At 39.3% G+C, this 18,119-nt stretch carries 22 protein-coding genes; 10 read left to right on the top strand and 12 right to left on the bottom strand.

From position 1 onward, the window contains the following. Positions 1–56: 56 nt before the first annotated feature. Together HUV91_RS12050 and def are read right to left on the bottom strand one after the other, a co-directional pair. Positions 57–497 (bottom strand): DUF2946 family protein, encoded by a 441-nt coding sequence (locus HUV91_RS12050; RefSeq protein WP_130074794.1) that lies wholly within the window; start codon positions 495–497, stop codon positions 57–59. Positions 498–589: 92 nt separating this feature from the next. After that, positions 590–1,120: a peptide deformylase gene (def, locus tag HUV91_RS12055; RefSeq protein ID WP_130074795.1), complete on the bottom strand. Its 531-nt coding sequence runs from the start codon at positions 1,118–1,120 to the stop codon at positions 590–592. Between the two features lie 122 nt (positions 1,121–1,242). On the opposite strand from def, the gene HUV91_RS12060 reads away from it, so the two are divergent. Genes HUV91_RS12060 through HUV91_RS12070 form a run of 3 tightly spaced genes read left to right on the top strand, consistent with a single transcriptional unit; the run spans position 1,243 to position 4,196 of the window. After that, complete coding sequence (locus HUV91_RS12060; protein WP_174493507.1) at positions 1,243–2,397, top strand: LysM peptidoglycan-binding domain-containing protein; 1,155 nt, start codon at positions 1,243–1,245, stop codon at positions 2,395–2,397. 52 nt (positions 2,398–2,449) lie between these two features. Continuing rightward, positions 2,450–3,583, top strand: coding sequence for a DNA-processing protein DprA (gene dprA, locus HUV91_RS12065; protein WP_130074797.1), 1,134 nt, complete (start codon positions 2,450–2,452; stop codon positions 3,581–3,583). A 43-nt stretch (positions 3,584–3,626) separates the two neighbouring features. Then, positions 3,627–4,196: an L-threonylcarbamoyladenylate synthase gene (locus HUV91_RS12070; RefSeq protein ID WP_130074798.1), complete on the top strand. Its 570-nt coding sequence runs from the start codon at positions 3,627–3,629 to the stop codon at positions 4,194–4,196. A gap of 478 nt (positions 4,197–4,674) precedes the next feature. Here HUV91_RS12070 and HUV91_RS12075 read toward each other — a convergent pair whose 3' ends face one another. Beyond that, complete coding sequence (locus HUV91_RS12075) at positions 4,675–5,550, bottom strand: DMT family transporter (protein WP_174493646.1); 876 nt, start codon at positions 5,548–5,550, stop codon at positions 4,675–4,677. Between the two features lie 143 nt (positions 5,551–5,693). Beyond that, the gene (locus tag HUV91_RS12080) at positions 5,694–6,338 is read right to left on the bottom strand and encodes a TetR/AcrR family transcriptional regulator (RefSeq protein ID WP_130074799.1); all 645 of its coding nucleotides are present in this window, start codon (positions 6,336–6,338) and stop codon (positions 5,694–5,696) included. Positions 6,339–6,490: 152 nt separating this feature from the next. Between HUV91_RS12080 and HUV91_RS12085 the strand changes: the two genes are divergently transcribed. From HUV91_RS12085 to HUV91_RS12105, 5 genes are all read left to right on the top strand, one after another. Beyond that, positions 6,491–7,735, top strand: a complete 1,245-nt coding sequence (locus tag HUV91_RS12085) for an MFS transporter (protein ID WP_174493508.1) — start codon at positions 6,491–6,493, stop codon at positions 7,733–7,735. A gap of 11 nt (positions 7,736–7,746) precedes the next feature. Next, positions 7,747–8,496: a helix-turn-helix domain-containing protein gene (locus tag HUV91_RS12090; protein ID WP_174493509.1), complete on the top strand. Its 750-nt coding sequence runs from the start codon at positions 7,747–7,749 to the stop codon at positions 8,494–8,496. 86 nt (positions 8,497–8,582) lie between these two features. Then, positions 8,583–9,083 (top strand): hypothetical protein, encoded by a 501-nt coding sequence (locus HUV91_RS12095; RefSeq protein ID WP_174493510.1) that lies wholly within the window; start codon positions 8,583–8,585, stop codon positions 9,081–9,083. A gap of 148 nt (positions 9,084–9,231) precedes the next feature. Further along, entirely contained in the window at positions 9,232–9,780 is a 549-nt protein-coding gene (locus tag HUV91_RS12100; protein WP_130074803.1) for a glutathione peroxidase, read from the top strand. 164 nt (positions 9,781–9,944) lie between these two features. Beyond that, on the top strand, positions 9,945–10,568 hold the full coding sequence (locus tag HUV91_RS12105) for a hypothetical protein (RefSeq protein ID WP_174493511.1): 624 nt from the start codon (positions 9,945–9,947) through the stop codon (positions 10,566–10,568). A gap of 91 nt (positions 10,569–10,659) precedes the next feature. Here the strand turns inward: HUV91_RS12105 and HUV91_RS12110 are convergent, their stop codons facing one another. Then, positions 10,660–10,950 carry a hypothetical protein gene (locus tag HUV91_RS12110; protein ID WP_323847976.1) on the bottom strand — a complete coding sequence of 97 codons (291 nt, stop codon included), beginning with the start codon at positions 10,948–10,950 and terminating at the stop codon, positions 10,660–10,662. Between the two features lie 159 nt (positions 10,951–11,109). Between HUV91_RS12110 and HUV91_RS12115 the strand changes: the two genes are divergently transcribed. Further along, the gene (locus tag HUV91_RS12115) at positions 11,110–11,559 is read left to right on the top strand and encodes an ATP-binding protein (protein WP_174493512.1); all 450 of its coding nucleotides are present in this window, start codon (positions 11,110–11,112) and stop codon (positions 11,557–11,559) included. A 4-nt stretch (positions 11,560–11,563) separates the two neighbouring features. Further along, positions 11,564–12,319 carry a tRNA(His) guanylyltransferase Thg1 family protein gene (locus tag HUV91_RS12120; protein WP_130074806.1) on the top strand — a complete coding sequence of 252 codons (756 nt, stop codon included), beginning with the start codon at positions 11,564–11,566 and terminating at the stop codon, positions 12,317–12,319. A gap of 47 nt (positions 12,320–12,366) precedes the next feature. Here HUV91_RS12120 and HUV91_RS12125 read toward each other — a convergent pair whose 3' ends face one another. The 7 genes from HUV91_RS12125 to atpE all read right to left on the bottom strand — a co-directional run bounded on the left by HUV91_RS12125 (position 12,367) and on the right by atpE (position 18,101). Next, positions 12,367–12,786 (bottom strand): F0F1 ATP synthase subunit epsilon, encoded by a 420-nt coding sequence (locus HUV91_RS12125; protein WP_120375742.1) that lies wholly within the window; start codon positions 12,784–12,786, stop codon positions 12,367–12,369. 26 nt (positions 12,787–12,812) lie between these two features. Beyond that, positions 12,813–14,207, bottom strand: coding sequence for a F0F1 ATP synthase subunit beta (atpD, locus tag HUV91_RS12130; protein ID WP_130074807.1), 1,395 nt, complete (start codon positions 14,205–14,207; stop codon positions 12,813–12,815). Between the two features lie 26 nt (positions 14,208–14,233). After that, on the bottom strand, positions 14,234–15,103 hold the full coding sequence (gene atpG / locus HUV91_RS12135) for a F0F1 ATP synthase subunit gamma (protein ID WP_130074808.1): 870 nt from the start codon (positions 15,101–15,103) through the stop codon (positions 14,234–14,236). Positions 15,104–15,192: 89 nt separating this feature from the next. Next, positions 15,193–16,737 carry a F0F1 ATP synthase subunit alpha gene (atpA, locus tag HUV91_RS12140; RefSeq protein WP_130074809.1) on the bottom strand — a complete coding sequence of 515 codons (1,545 nt, stop codon included), beginning with the start codon at positions 16,735–16,737 and terminating at the stop codon, positions 15,193–15,195. Positions 16,738–16,797: 60 nt separating this feature from the next. After that, positions 16,798–17,334, bottom strand: coding sequence for a F0F1 ATP synthase subunit delta (locus HUV91_RS12145; protein ID WP_174493513.1), 537 nt, complete (start codon positions 17,332–17,334; stop codon positions 16,798–16,800). Between the two features lie 11 nt (positions 17,335–17,345). Then, positions 17,346–17,816, bottom strand: coding sequence for a F0F1 ATP synthase subunit B (locus HUV91_RS12150; RefSeq protein WP_130074811.1), 471 nt, complete (start codon positions 17,814–17,816; stop codon positions 17,346–17,348). 39 nt (positions 17,817–17,855) lie between these two features. Further along, positions 17,856–18,101, bottom strand: coding sequence for a F0F1 ATP synthase subunit C (atpE, locus tag HUV91_RS12155; protein ID WP_000424060.1), 246 nt, complete (start codon positions 18,099–18,101; stop codon positions 17,856–17,858). Positions 18,102–18,119: the final 18 nt, after the last annotated feature.

Raw genomic sequence — 18,119 nt, forward strand, 5'->3', positions numbered from 1 at the left:
AATTTTAAATAAATCTCGACTGGAGCCTATGCAGACCCAGAAAAAAAGAATTGGATTTAAGCGAAAATTGGTGGGGCTCGCCCTTGTGGAATGAGAAATAAGCGCTGTAAAACGAACCAAACATGACTAAATGTCTGTTGAAATGCGAGTAAGCGAACTTGTATACGATCCAGAACCTGCTTCACCTCAAGCTCAGGAGGTAAAACCAAGTTGCCATACACTGTACAATACTGACATTGGTGGTTTGGATCATGATGGTCATGCCCAAGATTGGCAGGTTTCTCTTGCATGGCATGAACAAAAGATTCATGAGAAGTATGTTGATGGTGAGTTGAATGTTGATGCTTATTATAAAAATCAGTTTGTATTAAAACCTGAGAAATGGTTTCACAGACCGGCGCAATTTGATATTGCTTCGGTAGCAAAGGCTGTAAAAAAACAGCGATCTGTAAAAATACTGCTAAGCTACTTAGCAATAACCCATTTCTTAACAACATTTCAACATGTTTAACCCAACATTTTCATTGTTACAGTATAACAAAGCCCAATCAGAATTGGGCTTTTATTCAACAAAATGTCTGACGATGCATTAACGCTTTGCAGGAACTTTCTGTTTTTCACGCTGACGCACGACTTTTTCAACTTTTTCACGCGCGCGTTGACGCTTTAATGGTGACAAATAATCGACAAATAATTTACCATTTAAATGGTCGATTTCATGTTGAATACACACTGCGAGCAAACCATCTGCTTCAATTTCAAAAGTTTCACCTTCTAAATTGATAGCTTCGATTTTGACACGTGACGGGCGTTCAACTTTATCGTATATTTGAGGCACAGATAAGCAACCTTCTTCATAAGGGAGGGTTTCTTCTGTCAGCGGAATAACTTTGGGGTTAATGAATACCATCGGTTGATCTTGATGTTCAGACAAATCCATCACGATGAGTTGAATATGATGATCAACTTGTGTTGCGGCTAAACCAATGCCTGGCGCTGCATACATGGTTTCAAACATATCCGCTGCAAGCTGACGGATCTGATCCGTCACTTCATTGACTGGTTTTGCAATGGTGCGCAAACGGGGATCAGGAAAACTTAAAATAGGTAATAAGGCCATACTTATCCTCACTTGCTATGCCATTGATCTAAAAAACTAAATGAAGAATATGCTTCATTAAATAAAAGTGTGTAAGATGCAATTATAACGTATTTATACGCATAATTTCAGGAATTATGATAATGATAAAGTTTTTCAATGGCACAAAGATTAATGCCACGGGGTTTAAGAAGCAGGTTTTGGCTATGGCACTCTGCATCAGTGCAGGTGTAGCTGTAGTGGACGTTGCACATGCAGCGCCGAGTCCAAACCAAAATCCACCCTCTCTAAAAGCCAATGCACCGCATGTTTATGTGGTCAAACGTGGCGATACGTTATGGGATATTGCAGGACGATTCCTCAGCAAACCATGGCGTTGGAAAGAGATTTGGGCCAGTAACCGCCATGTCAAAAACCCACATTGGATCTATCCCGGGGATAAATTATTACTCTGTAGCGTAAATGGTCGTCCACTGGTCGGTGTCGATGAGGGTGACGGCTGTGATGGTATTATTCGCCGTCATCAAGGTGGTGCATCTTTACGCCCACAAGTGCGTGTTGAATCTATTGGAAATACTATTCCAATCATTTCAAGTGCAGATATCAAACCATGGTTAGAACATAGTATTATCGTTTCACCTGAATCACTCATTGGCGTGCCTTATATTCTGGGTGCAGCGGATAATCGTGTGATTACAGGTGCAGGTCAAACCGTCTATGCTCGTGGCAATGGTTTAGTTGTTGGACAACGCTATGGTGTGTATCGTCAAGCTGAGCCATATTTCTTTGTCGATGAAAAAGGCAAAAAAATCAATGTAGGTCAAGAGCTTACTGAAGTCGCTTCTGCGGTTGCAGTTGCAGGTGAGAATGATGTTACAACGCTTGAACTGACTGACAGTTATAATGCTGAAGTCCGTAATGGTGATTATGTCTTACCTGCGTATGAATATAATTTACCTTCTATTTTTTATCCTACAGCACAAAATGAAGTACTCACTGGTGGTAAAATCGTTCGCGTACAAGGCTCAATTGGCACAGGTGCAGTCAATGGTGTTGTAACCATTGATCGTGGTAGCGTAGATGGTGCAAAAGCTGGACAAGTATTTAGCATTTACCAACAGGGTGAAGTGGTAAAAGATCCAAAAACCAAAGAACCAATCAAACTACCGAACCAAAATGTCGGCACTTTGATGGTCTTCAAAACGTTTGAGCGTTTTAGCTATGGCTATATTTTAGATAGTGCATTGCCAATTAAAGTGGGTTCTTCAATTCAAACCCCTGCGATTGCAGAAAATTAATCTTTCTAAAACGCTCTAAAATCTAAAAACAACTAAAAAATGTGATATCGGCATGTTGAACTTTATATCTGATGTGCAATTAGACACCATCAAGTTATGGTATTTAGTTCAACATTCCAATCTTGCATTTCGTAGTCTCGAAACTTATTTTGGCTCAGTGGCAAAAGCAATTTCGAGTGAAAATTTGCTGCGTTGGTCTGAGGTGAATATTCATAAAAATCACCTCCAACGTGCCGAAGAGTTTCTCACAGACAAAGGACAAACTTCCTTTTATCTGTGCCTTGAGAAGTTAAAACAACACTGTGATTTTATACTGTTAGACCACGACAGCCATTATCCACAACAACTCCTCCCCTATGCCGATCATCCACCCATTTTATTTGGTCAAGGCGCTTGGCAAAATTTAACACAACCCCAAGTAGCAATTGTAGGTAGCCGAAAGCCAAGCCCCCACGGTAAACAAGTGGCTTATGATTTTGCCTATTATCTCAGTGAAAAAGGCTTTTTTATTACCAGTGGTTTAGCTGAAGGAATTGATGCTGCGGCACACGCAGGCGCATTAAAAAACTTACGCACCATTGCGGTCATTGGAACAGGTTTAGAACAAGTCTACCCTACACAAAATCGACAATTACACGCACAGATTTTAGAACATGCAGGAACGATTATTTCCCTGTATTTACCTAATACACCGCCCTTAAAATCTAACTTTCCACGCCGCAATCGGATTGTGAGTGGTTTAAGTTTAGGGGTTTTGGTGGCTGAAGCTGCTTTAGAAAGTGGCTCCTTGATTACCGCTCAAGCCGCAGCCGAACAAGGCAAAATTATTTTTGCCATTCCTGGGCATATTTACAGTGAATACCATCAAGGTTGTCATCAATTAATCCGTGAGGGTGCTATTTTGGTCGACCATCCTGAGCAAATCATTGAAGATTTAGCATTACCTACACAATGGCATTGTGAAAATACTCAAAAAATCGAAGAAAAAGAAAAATTACCCGTGTTGCCTGAACATTTATTTCAACTTTATCAACAACTCGATTGGGTTGGACAAGAGATTGATATTCTTCATCAAAAGCTCAATTTAGATATTGCTGTTTTAACAGGATATCTCATGGAACTAGAGCTTTTAGGCTTATGTATTCAACAATCTGGCTTGTACTTACGTTGCCGAGCGAGTCATTAAGGTTCACAATAGCCCTTTAAAAACTGATAAGGTGGCAAGATCCATGATGACAACCTCAGTTGCTGAAGCTGCTCAAATTCTGCGTCAAGGCAAAGTGCTTGCTTATCCGACAGAGGCAGTATGGGGCTTAGGTTGCGACCCAATGAATGAACAGGCATTTTTAGAAATTTTACGCTTAAAACAGCGCCCAATTGAAAAAGGTGTCATTTTACTTGCGGGACAACTTACTCAAGTTGAACATTTATTGGAAAACTTAGAACCCAAAATCCGTCAACAAGTCATTGAAACTTGGACACATCGCACACAGACTGAACGTGCAACCACTTGGCTTCTCCCTGCTGATGAAAGCATTCCCCAGTGGATTAAAGGCAATCATCCCAAAGTTGCTGTTCGTGTCACCACACATCCTTTATGTATTGCACTCTGTAATGCGTTTAATGGTTTTATTGTTTCAACTAGTGCCAACCCTGCGGGTTTAGAACCTGCTCGTTCATTACAAGACGCCAACCGCTATTTTGCATCACAACTGAATTATTTAAATGGTGATTTAGGACTCAGCCAACAGCCAAGTCGTATTTTAGACGCTGTCACAGGTGAGATTATTCGAGCTTAAATGAGATAGCATTTTAGAATATTTGAGACTGTAAATTGAGGCTTAGGCAAAATAACGCCAAAGTATTTAAATTTCACCTCAATCATTCCATCACTTTTCTCAAATGATAGACAAAAAAAAGCTCAGCCATATAGGGTCGGCTGAGCATGAAAAAGGATGTGGATCACATCCAGAGGGTATACAAAAATTTGGTTTAAACAACAGATAAATGATCTTTCATACCTTGTTGTCTATGGGTATTATTATGCTATAAAAATACTATTCATACAAATTTTATCTTTATTTTACAAAAATAAAACTATGTTTAAATCAAGCTAACAGATGAGTATATTGATAAAATTAAACCTATCTATTTGCTTTATATTTTTTTTAAAATGAACGTATCAAATTTTAACCAAAATTCAATTAATACATTTTAAGCCTAAATTTATATAAAAAAAGTCTAATAAAAATCAAAAATATTTCTCATCTTTACCGATTAATTCAATACTTTTACTTTTTTCTGCGCAAGTACAATACCCAATAAAATAATCAAACCACCGATGCTATGATAAATCGTCCACGCCTCATTTAACCAAAAAAAGGCGATAATCGCGGTAAAAACGGGCATCAGATTCATAAAAATACTGGTACGATTTGGGCCTAAATATTGAACGGCCATCATCCATACAAATGGTGCAATCAAAGAAGGAAAAATTCCTGCGTACAATACACTACCAACATTATTCATATCGATACTTTGCAGACCAAACCAAGCAATAAACGGTAAGTGATAAAGCAATGCAAAAGCAATTTGAATATATAAGCTAATCAACAAAGGGACTTTGAGCTGCCATTTTTTTAGAAATACACCATAAAATGCATAAAAGAACACTGCAAGCACCATTAACAGGTCACCTGAATGTCCACCCAATTGTGTAAGGCTAGCGACATCTCCTCGACTTATGACATAAAGTAAGCCGAGGAAGGACAAGATACTGCCGATCACCGCAAAACGATTGGGAATTTCACGTAAAATTAGAATAGAAACAAAAATGGTAAAAATAGGAATAAAAGCATTGATAATGCCCATATTGGTCGCGGAAGTATGATGGGCTGCGGAATAGGATAAACCTTGATATAACACCATTCCAAAAGCACTCAAAATAGCAAACTGCCAAAAGTGCTGACGAATCAAATGACGGTTTTGCCACATTTTTTTTGCCATAAATGGCGTCAAAATAATAAATGCAACGAACCAACGGTAAAAGCTGATACTGACTGGTGAGATATAGTCTGAAACATAGCGAGTGACAGCAATATTCATTGACCAGATCAAAACTGCAATGATGGGTAAACACACTGCCCACCACATCGGCTTGGTATTGGTGTACATAATTTTAACGCTTCAGAATGAAAGCTCGATTATTGACTAAGTCGGAAATAATTTAAATATCGTATTTCCGACATCTATAGCGAATTTCAGACAGCCCTTATTCCGCATATTGGATTGATGTTTTAAAATAAATCGTAGGTTTTCAGCGCTAAAAGTACCACTTTCTCAAGTTGTTCTAGTCCAACACCATCACGAGCCTGCATCGTCAATCCTTGAATCACCGTTGTATAATAATCTGTCATCGCTTGAATATTGGTTTCAGCTTTTAAGTCACCATCCAGCACACCCTGTTGTAAACGCTGATAAATTTTTTCTTTGACTTGATTACGTTTCGACAGTAAATCTTGTTGCAACTCAGTATGTTCTTGTGAGCAATTCATGGTTGCCGTGAGTAACATACAACCGGTGGGTTTGTTTTGCTGAACGATTCTTTTTAAATTTTCATATAAATAAAGTTCAAGTGCGATTTTAGCTGTTGTTGATTGTTGGAAAATCGCCTCTAATGCGCATGCTTCATGTTCAATATAATAGTCTAAACAAGCATGAAACAATTGCAACTTATCACCAAAACTACTGTAAATACTCGGCGCAGTCAGATGTAATGCTTTGGTTAAATCACTCATCGATGTCGCTTCATAGCCATATTTCCAAAACAACAACATGGCTTTTTGTAACGCTTCTTGTTCGTTAAAGCATTTTGGGCGACCTCGCCCACGTTTAAGCGATTGTTTACCTTCAATTAAACTTTGCTCTTCAAAATCTGCCATAAACTTCACATATATTTTTATAACGAACATTATTAAATTAATTGACAGCTAAAAATTAATCAAATACTTTATTTTTATAATGATCGTTAATGAATTAAAAACAAGCAAAACTCAGTTTAGCCAACGTGCCCTTCAAAGTAGGAACCCTGCTCATGAATACGATGCAACCTAAAATTTCAGAACATAGCACGACCGATGTTCCCCCCAGTAGCCAAGGTAGTTGGATTGCTTTGCTCACCGTTGCAATCACTGCCTTTGCATTGGTCACCAGTGAATTCCTCCCCATTGGTGTCATCAATAATATTTCTACAGATTTACATGTTTCAGTAGGTAAAGCGGGTTTAGTCATCACCTTACCCGGCATCATGGCCGCGTTTGCAGCGCCATTACTGCCTGTACTGGTGAAGAATCTTGATCGTCGTTACCTACTATTGGGACTGGCTACCACCATGGTGGTCGCGAATGCAATTACGGCAATCGCACCCAATTTTGAGATTTTATTAGTGAGTCGCTTTATCCTCGGTTTCGCCATTGGTGGATTTTGGGCAACAGCAATTGCCCTGAGTGGACGTTTAGCGCCATCACATCTTCCTATAGCCAAAGCCACAGCTACAGTCATGGCAGGTGTAACTTTAGCCACTGTACTTGGAGTACCGATTGGAACGTGGTTAAGTGATACCTATGGTTGGAGGTCATCTTTTGCCATTACCTCTGTGATTGGCTTCTTTGTGGTCGCACTCGGTTTTAAATTTATACCCAGCTTAAAGCCTGAATCTGCAATTCATTTCAAAGACTTACCTGCACTGCTTCGCATTGATAAAGCCAGACAAGGTTTAATTATTATTTTACTTTTGGGTCTTGCACATTTCTCGACCTATAGTTACCTAACGCCTTTCTTTAAACATTCTGCTGGTTTTGACAGTACAACCATCAGTTCACTGTTATTGCTGTTTGGTATTTCAGGGATTTTTGGTAATGCATTTGCAGGTTATAGTGGCAATTTAAATGTGCGTTATACCTTTGCTTTTGTGGCAATCTGTTTCGCCTTGGTATTTTTTGGATTCCCAATTTTTGCAACCCATACCACAGGTGCATTTATTCTCACTGCACTATGGGGATTTGCCTTTGGTGCATTTCCAACAACCGCCAATATTTGGATGTTTTTACATGCCCCACATGCCGTAGAAAAAGGAATGCCCTTGTTTGTTGGCTTTTTCCAAGTCATGATTGCAACAGGCGCGTTAATTGGTGGTTATATTGTTGATCACTTCAATGCCGATACCTTGCTTTATAGTGTTTTGAGTTTCATCATTTTAGCGGTGATTTCCATCTTCACTTTAAGCCGTGGTTTAAATAACCCTAAAACTAAACAACAGCCAATACAATGTGAGAATTAGTTTTATTCACTATGTCATATACCTCACTGATTTCTGTAGAAGAATTCTTTTACCAAAAACATGATATTGTCACACCCCATTCAAATTTATGGGGTGATTTTAATTTGAGTCTAAATGGTACTTTAGAACTCAATATCGCAGATCAAACCTATCTTTCACCACCAAGCTATGGTTTATGGATCCCCCCTCAAATTGAGCATTGTTGTACGGCTGTGGATGATCATTTAACACATTATATTTGTATCCGTATCCATCCAAAGTTATGCCAAAATTTGGCGAAACAAGTACAAACACTCAATGTTCGCCCTTACCTACGCCAAACCATTGAAGAAATTTTAAATCAGCAAAAGTTAGGCATCCCTAGGGTTGAATACTACGAACATTTATTGCAATTGGTACTTGATCAGATTCAGTGTAGTGACTCATACACGCATTATTTACCTCAGACTAACCACCCTATTTTAAAACCGATCCTTGAACGACTTTCAGATCAAGATCTATTTAATAAAAGCTTGCAACATATCTTAAATGACTTCGATATTACAGAACGACACGCACTGCGTCTTAGTCAGGAACAACTTAAGCTTTCACTCTCTGAATGGCGCAATCGTGCCAAAATCATTTATGCAATTTCATGCATACAACGTGGCAACGCTGTGAAAAAAGTCAGTTTAGAATTAGGTTACCAACACAGCTCTAGCTTTATTGAGTTTTTTAAACGCTACACAGGACAAACACCTACACAGTTACTTGGAAAATAAAATTTAATTTTTAAATATAGGCACAGCACAAGCAAAATTAGAAATTGAGATAAAATATGATCCTTTTTAAAATTTGAATAAGTGAAATGAAAAAAATAATCTGTATATGCCTACTCTTTTTTACATATCATTATTGCGCTTTCGCAACAACTTATCCCCAACCGCCACAAAAGGTTCAATCACTTATTCCTCAAATAAACAACACCAGCAAAGATGAACTTGCTGAAATTCAAACACTTTCGATAAATAAGACCAAAGACGCACTGGCATTTCAAGATGCCGTTATACAAACAGTACAAAACCATGATCAAATTGAGTTACAAGCCCTTGTTCACAAAATGAAAAAATTCGTCGAAGATTTTAACCAAGACTTAGATGCACTGACATTAAAAAGCCCAGAAGCAAATAGCATCCGAAGTAAAATAAAACAAATCAATAATTTAGGTATTAAACTTTCTGAAGAAGCTGTGAAAGATTCGCCTGACTTAGATAACATCAAAGCACTTCAAGCAGAAATTAACGAATTACAACAACTGTTATCAACAGAAATTATTCATGTGCAAAATAAAATAGACATCGCAAAATAATGATTCAACGTCTAACAAAAGCAGCGTATTTGATCTGCTTTTTTTGTCTTAAATTGTATGATTCTAACAATTATATCTTGCTGAAAAGCAGAATAATCGCTAAAACATTAAAGCATAATATTTTTGAAAATGACTTTAGGACAATAAGATGAGCGCATCTGTTTACGACATTCCGGTAAAAACTATTCAAGGTGAAGAAGTCACCCTCAATCAGTATCAAGGTAAAGTTTTACTGCTAGTCAATGTTGCATCTAAATGTGGATTAACACCACAATACGAAGGCTTAGAAAAACTGTATCAAGCCCAAAAACAAAAAGGCTTAGAAATTTTAGGTTTTCCAGCCAATAACTTCTTAGCACAAGAACCGGGTTCAAATGAAGAAATTCAACAATTTTGTTCTCTGACCTACGATGTGCATTTTCCACTTTTTGCTAAAATTTCAGTCGCAGGCGATGACAAACATCCACTCTATAACACCCTAATTCATGCAATTCCTGAGCGTATTGGTGAAGGACCATGGTGGAAAGACTTGGTCGATTATGGCTTAACACCAAACCCAAAACCCGAAATACTCTGGAATTTTGAAAAATTTTTAGTGAATAAAAATGGGGAAGTCGTGGCACGTTTTGCGCCAGACATTACCGCAGATGATCCTCGTATTGTACAAGCGATTGAAGCGGAACTTGCCAAAGCATAATCAATGCGTTGTAATCAAGATGACTGAGGTCATCTTTTTTATGCGCTCAAAACACTAAAATATAAATACAGTAATAAACTGTTATTCATTTGCAACAATCCTATCTTTATCCATAGTTCAGTTTTATATTAAAAATCATAAGATTATTTTTGAATTTGAATGTTATGAAAAAGCTAATTCAAGGCGCCCTTCTCCCTTTTATTATTTTTACCTCAGGGGTGCTTTTACTCGGTTGTAACCAAACCACTGAGCCACAGGAACATACTGAACAATTTGAACAAACAGAAACATTAAAAGATGAAACACATGAAAATGCATCATTAGCCGCAGAGGTTGAAACTGAAACAGCACAACTACAAAACAATGAAAATTTAAAAAGCGGCAACATGTTTTATATCGCGCGTGACGTTGCTGATGTTCAACTCAAAACAGGAACTTACATCGAAAAATTACAACAAGCACAAACTGATTTGCAAACAGCAATTGATAGTAAAGACCAGCAACAACTGCAAGAAACAGCAAAAAATTTAAGTCATGAGTTACAAGGTTTTAATACAGCATTGATTTCTTTAGATTTAAAAAGCCAAGAAATTGACAATATACGTCAACACGTTTTATTCGCAAATAAACAAGTGCTTAGTTCGCCACTACTCAATGGTGAAGTTGATTTTACAAAAATTGATTTTGATAAAATTGAAAAACAAATGAGTACAATTCAATCCGAAATGATCAAATTGGCAGGAATGATGATTCCCAAAGGTGGATCTTCAGACAGTCACAACAGCTAATTTAAGTGTCACTTCAAATTCATTTACAGTTAAAATAGGATATTCCATACGGAATATTCTATTTTTTGCTGACATTTGCACATTTAAAAATTTAAGTATGTGCTTTAAATGCATGTTGCATTAATTTTTGAACCTGCTCAGAAACCTCACGTTGTTCTAAAAAAGAAAAATCACCACGATAGGTTTGATGAACGATTTCTTGTGCAAAATCATGCAGGAATGGTCGCCCATTTTGTTGATAAAACACAGCTTCTTCAGCATCTAAATGAATATACCAACATGACACCACCGAACTCATGTCGATGGCAATACTAAAATAATACCGTGTACCATCCTGATATAATTCCCAAAAATGTACTTCTTGCTCAATCATTTTCATCATGATGTATTCTACTTTTACCCTTTTTATAAAATACATAGAAATATTTCAGCATCCAATACCACTTTAGCGCTAGAACATCAACATTTTCAAGCTCAGACTATATTTGCCATTACAAGCATGTTTTAATCTAAAAATAGATAAAAATGACTGAAGTAAACCATGCAACTGATTATTTTTACAGGTGTCCAAGCATCGGGTAAATCGACATTTTATAAAGAATATTTTTATAAAACACACTTACGTCTAAATTTAGACATGCTAAAAACACGCCATCGTGAAAATATTTTATTTGAAGCAGCTTTAGCTTCTAAAACCAAGATGGTGATTGATAATACCAACATGACGAAAGCAGATCGTGCGCGTTATATCCAACGTGCTAAAGATGCTGAATTTGAAGTGATTTCTTATTATTTTGAAGCTGATTTGGACAGCGCATTAGAACGCAACCGACAACGATTCGGTAAAGAACGAATTCCTGATCAAGGTGTACTTGCCACAGCTAAAAAGTTTGAACTACCCTCGCTTCAGGAAGGTTTTGATGAACTTTATAAAGTTAACATTATAGAAAATCAGCAATTTTCCATACAGCTTTTAGCAATTCGAGAATAACCTCATGAGATTTAATGATTTAGATACTCGCTTACGTGTATATGAAACAGCTTATGATTTTTGCGTACCACCTGAACAATATATCGTGGTACGACTTGATGGTAAGGGGTTTACACGATTGACTAAAGAAATTTGGCAATTTGAAGCACCTTTTGACATTCGCTTTAGAGATTTGATGGTCGAAACTACTGCACATTTAATGCAATGTGGTTTCAACATTATTTATGGCTATACACAAAGTGATGAAATTTCACTGCTTTTTCATCTTAAGGATGACAGTTTCAACCGTAAAACACGCAAAATCATTTCGATATTGGCGGCTGAAGCCAGTGCAAAATTCAGTATTTTACATGGGCAAATGGCAACTTTTGATGCTCGAATTTGTATTTTACCCAATGCAAAAATTGTTGAAGACTATTTTCGTTGGCGACATGAAGATGCTCATCGTAATGCTTTAAATGCACATTGTTATTGGATGTTACGTAAAGAAGGTGAGACTATTAAAAAAGCAACCCATCAAGTCAAAGGCTTAAATCGTCAAGAAAAGCATGATCTTCTGTTTAGCCGAGATATTAATTTTAATGAATTGCCATCGTGGCAAAAAAGAGGGACTGGTCTATATTGGCAAGAAGTTGAAAAAGTAGGATTTAATCCAAAAACCAAACAGCCAACAGTATCGACTCGTCGGAAAATTTTTAAAGACTATGAATTGGCTTTAGGGGATGAGTATAGTCAATTTATAAAAAAACAATTTTTATAAATAAAAAACCGCCCTTTCAGGCGGTTCTTTCAATCTCAAACTGCGTCTTATTGAGCGCGGTTTTTGATTTTGCGGATGGTTTCCAACTGAGCAGCAGTTTCTGCAAGCGCAGCCAAAGCAGCAGCAGCGTCCAAATCGCTCTTTTGATTTGCAAGCAATTGTTCAGCATTTTTACGTGCTTCAATAATTGCAGCTTCATCTAAGTTTTCTGCACGGACAGCAGTATCTGCTAGAACCGTAACAACATGCGGTTGAACTTCAAGTACACCACCAGATACATAGATTAACTCTTCTGTACCGTTCTCAAGCAGAACGCGAATCGCGCCCGGCTTAAGTAAAGTAACTAACGGAGCATGACCAGGCATAATACCGAGTTCACCGCCAGCACCTTTCGCGATTAGCATTGTTACAGTGCCTGAGTACAAAGACTCTTTAACACTGACAACATCACATTGCATCGTAGACATGAGAATCTCCTAAATTAGGGAACTAATTAAAGTTTCTCAGCTTTAGCAATCACTTCGTCAATACCACCAACCATATAGAACGCTTGTTCTGGGATGTGATCGTATTCACCAGCTAGAAGACCTTTAAAGCCACGAATTGTTTCTTTAAGCGGTACAAGTTTACCAGGAGCACCAGTAAACACTTCAGCTACGTGGAACGGTTGAGAGAAGAAACGTTGAATTTTACGCGCACGGTAAACAGTCAATTTATCTTCTTCAGCCAATTCGTCCATACCAAGAATTGCGATAATGTCTTTCAATTCTTTATAACGTTGAAGAACGTTTTGAACTGCACGAGCAATTTCGTAATGCTCAGTACCCACTACAAGTGGATCTAACTGACGTGAAGTTGAGTCAAGTGGATCGATCGCTGGATAAATACCAGAAGATGCGATGTCACGGCTCAATACAACAGTTGCGTCCAAGTGAGCGAACGTCGTTGCAGGCGATGGATCTGTTAAGTCATCGGCAGGTACGTATACCGCTTGAATTGACGTAATAGAACCAGACTTAGTCGATGTAATACGTTCTTGTAGAACACCCATCTCTTCTGCAAGAGTTGGCTGGTAACCTACAGCAGACGGCATACGACCTAACAATGCTGATACTTCAGTACCCGCAAGTGTATAACGGTAGATGTTATCTACGAACAATAATACGTCACGGCCTTTACCGTTTTCGTCTTTCTCGTCACGGAAGTACTCAGCCATAGTCAAACCAGTTAACGCTACGCGTAAACGGTTACCTGGTGGCTCATTCATCTGACCGTAGACCATTGCTACTTTGTCAAGAACGTTAGAGTCTTTCATTTCGTGATAGAAGTCATTACCTTCACGAGTACGCTCACCAACACCAGCAAACACAGATAAACCTGAGTGAGCTTTTGCGATGTTGTTGATCAACTCCATCATGTTTACAGTTTTACCAACACCGGCACCACCGAACAGACCAACTTTACCACCTTTCGCGAACGGGCATAGTAAGTCAATGACTTTAATACCAGTTTCTAAAAGGTCAGTAGAAGCAGCTTGTTCAGCATAAGAAGGCGCTTGACGGTGAATCGGTAAACGTTCTTCAGTTGCAACAGGACCAGCTTCGTCGATTGGGCGACCAAGAACGTCCATGATACGACCCAAACATGCAGTACCTACAGGTACAGAGATTGGAGCGCCAGTATTAGTTACGTTCAAACCACGCTTAAGACCTTCAGTAGATCCCATTGCAATAGTACGAACTACGCCATCACCAAGTTGTTGCTGAACTTCTAAAGTAGTTTCAGTACCGTCAACGTGGAGAGCGTCATAGATCTTAGGAACGCTGTTGCGTTCAAACTCGACGTCGATAACCGCGCCGATGATCTGAATGATACGACCGCTACTCATTGCTGTCTCCTCAATTCAAAATAATGTTAAACGGCAGCGGCACCACCAACGATCTCAGAAATTTCCTGAGTAATCGCGGCTTGACGCAGCTTGTTATAAATGAGTTGTAGGCTCTTGATCAATTCACCCGCATTATCTGTTGCAGCTTTCATTGCAACCATACGAGCAGACTGTTCACATGCGATATTTTCAATCACACCTTGATACACCATAGACTCAATGTAACGAACCAATAAACCATTCAAAAGCTCTTCAGCTTCTGGTTCATAGAGGTAGTCCCAACCGTATTGGCGGTTTAGACCTTCATTCTCTTCAGCAGCAGCTAAAGGAACAAGTTGTTCGATTTTTTGGTTTTGAGTCATGGCATTGACAAAGCCGTTTGACACAAGATAAATACGATCTAATTCGCCTTTATCAAATGCGTCCAACATCACTTGTACAGAACCAGTTAACTGTTCAAGACTTGGTGCATCGCCTACATTCGTAGTCGCCCCAAGTACTTTACCGCCGTAGTTTTTAAAAAACGAAACCGCTTTTTGACCAATCAAAGCAAATTGAACTTCAATTGACTGCTCTTGTTGCTGTTGTACGTGTTTAACCACTTTTTTGAACAAGTTAATGTTCAAACCACCAGCAAGACCACGATCTGAAGACACAATGATATAGCCAACGCGTTTGACTGGGCGTTCAACCATATAACGGTGTTTATATTCAGGATTCGCTTGTACCAAATGAGCAATTACACGGTGCATATTTTCGGCATACGGACGGCCCTGAGCCATGCGCTCTTGCGCACGACGCATCTTAGAAGCTGCTACCATTTGCATCGCGCGAGTAATTTTCTGCGTGCTCTTGATACTAGCTACTTTGGCGCGAATTTCTTTTAAATTTGCCATACGCTTAACCTAGTATTCGAAAGCCCTTTCGAGCCTTCGAAGGTTGATTCCGTGAACCAAACCATAACTAGATTCAACATCGTTGAATCTTAGTAAGTTTGAGTCGCTTTAAAGCTTTCAATACCTGCTTTAATTGCAGCTTCGATGTCTTTGTCATAAGCACCAGTTTCATCGATTTTTTGCATTAACGCAGCATGTTCTGAACGGAAGTAAGAAATTAACGCAGCATCAAAGTCTACGATTTTCTTCACTTCAACGTCAGCCATATAACCTTCGTTAGATGCATAAATTGAAACTGCTTGGTCAGCAATTGAATATGGAGCATATTGTTTTTGCTTCATTAATTCAGTTACACGTTGACCATGTTCAAGTTGCTTACGCGTTGCTTCGTCAAGGTCAGAAGCGAACTGAGCAAACGCAGCCAATTCACGGTATTGTGCTAAAGCAGTACGGATACCACCAGACAATTTTTTGATGATCTTCGTTTGTGCAGAACCACCAACACGAGATACAGAGATACCCGCGTTTACAGCAGGACGAATACCTGCGTTGAATAATGATGTTTCTAAGAAGATCTGACCGTCAGTAATCGAAATTACGTTGGTTGGTACGAATGCAGATACGTCACCTGCTTGAGTTTCAATAATCGGTAATGCAGTTAATGAACCAGTTTGGCCTTTAACTTCACCGTTAGTGAATTTCTCAACGTAGTCAGCAGATACACGAGAAGCACGTTCAAGTAGACGTGAATGAAGATAGAACACGTCACCTGGGTAAGCTTCACGACCTGGTGGACGACGAAGAAGCAATGAAATTTGACGATACGCAACTGCTTGTTTAGACAAGTCATCATAAATGATTAACGCGTCTTCACCACGGTCACGGAAGTACTCACCCATTGTACAACCAGCATATGGAGCAAGATACTGCATTGCTGCAGGATCCGCTGCAGCAGCTGCTACAACAGTTGTGTACGCCATAGCGCCAGTTTCTTCAAGCTTACGTACCACGTTTGCAATCGTTGATTGTTTTTGACCAATCGCAACGTATACACATTTAATACCTGATTGTTTTTGAGCAATGATCGCATCAATCGCCATCGCTGTTTTACCAGTTTGACGGTCACCAATGATCAACTCACGCTGACCACGGCCTACAGGAATCATTGTATCAACTGATTTATAACCAGTTTGTACAGGCTCATCTACAGATTGACGCCAAATTACACCAGGTGCTACTTTTTCAACAGCATCTGTAAGTTTTGCATCAATTGGGCCTTTACCATCAATTGGATTACCCAAAGCATCTACGACACGACCAAGAAGTTCAGGACCAACTGGAACTTCTAATACACGGCCTGTGCAACGCGCTTTTTGACCTTCTTGAAGGCTTAAGTAGTTACCTAAAACAACGGCACCCACTGAATCCTGTTCTAGGTTCAGTGCCATACCGTATAAGCCGCCGTCGAATTCGATCATTTCACCGTACATTGCATCAGCAAGGCCGTGAATACGCACAATACCGTCGGAAACCATCACAATGGTTCCTTCGTTCTTAGCGGTCGCGCTGGTGTCCAGATCGCCGATACGCTGTTTAATGAGCGCACTGATCTCGGATGGATTCAGTTGTTGCATTGCGCTATACCTCAATCTTTTATTAGTTCAGTCTTCGTCTTATGTAATTATGATGCACAATTACGCTAAAAGACGAGTACGCATTTTTTCAAGCTTGCTAAGCGCAGAATCATCTATCACTTGGTCGCCTGCACGAATAACAACACCAGCAATCAATGCTGGGTTTACTTCAACTGTAACTTTCACAGCGCTGTTCAAACGTTTTTCCAACGCATGAGCCAACTTCTGTTCTTGTACTGAATCTAGCGGGAAAGCCGATTCAATCACAACGTCTACAGTGTTGTTATTTTGCGATTTGAGTTGTTCAAATTCAGCTTCAATTTCAGGTAACAAGGTCAAACGACCGTTGTCAGCAAGAAGTGTCAAAAAGTTTGACACCGCTTCAGTTTGCTTTTCACCTAAAACTTTCGCGAAAAGTGCAACCTGCTCAGCAGGTGTCAACTCAGGGCGATTTAAATAAGCGGAGAATGCTTCATCTTGCACCGCAGCACTGAGCAGTTGTAATGCATTTGACCAAGCGTCAGTTGCATTTTGCTCAGATGCATAAGCAAATGCTGCTTTAGCGTATGGGCGTGCCAACGTCAAGAGTTCAGCCATATTCGCCTCTCTTAAAGTTTAGCAGCCAGCTGATTCAGCATGGCATTATGAGCTTCTGCGTCAACTTGTTGGTTCAGAATTTTTTCTGCACCAGCAACTGCAAGAGCAGCAACTTGTTGACGTAATTCTTCACGAGCAGAATTGATGTCTTGGTCAACAGCATCTTTCGCTTGTTGACGAATACGCTCACCTTCAGCAGATGCTTGGGTACGCGCTTCTTCGACCAATTGTGCCGCACGACGGTTCGCTTGTTCGATCAATTGAGCCGCTTGTGCTTTTGCTGCATCAATTTCTTGCTTTACTTGTGCTTGCGCATCAGCAAGATCAGCTTTCGCTTTTTCAGCAGCATTTAAGCCATCAGCGATTTTACGCTGACGCTCACTAATCGCATTGATTAGTGGTGGCCATACAAACTTCATGCAGAATGCGACAAAAATCGCAAATGCAATCGCTTGGCCAATCAATGTGAGGTTGATATTCATTGCAAATTCCTCAATGGTTTAATTTAGGAATTAAGCTGATTAACCTACAAATGGATTTGCGAAGATGAAGAACAAACCAATACCAACGCCGATCATAGGCACAGCATCAAGAAGACCCGCAATTAAGAACATACGAGTTTGAAGTTGTGGAGCCAATTCTGGTTGACGAGCAACAGCTTCAAGGAAGCGACCGCCTAAAAGACCAAAACCAATCGCAGTACCTAAAGCACCAAAAGCGATCAAGATAGCAGATGCAATTGCAACTAGACCTAAAGTGAGTTCCATGATAATTCCTCAGAGGTT

The organism is Acinetobacter sp. Marseille-Q1623 (assembly GCF_902809895.1).
Lineage (GTDB): Bacteria > Pseudomonadota > Gammaproteobacteria > Pseudomonadales > Moraxellaceae > Acinetobacter > Acinetobacter piscicola_A.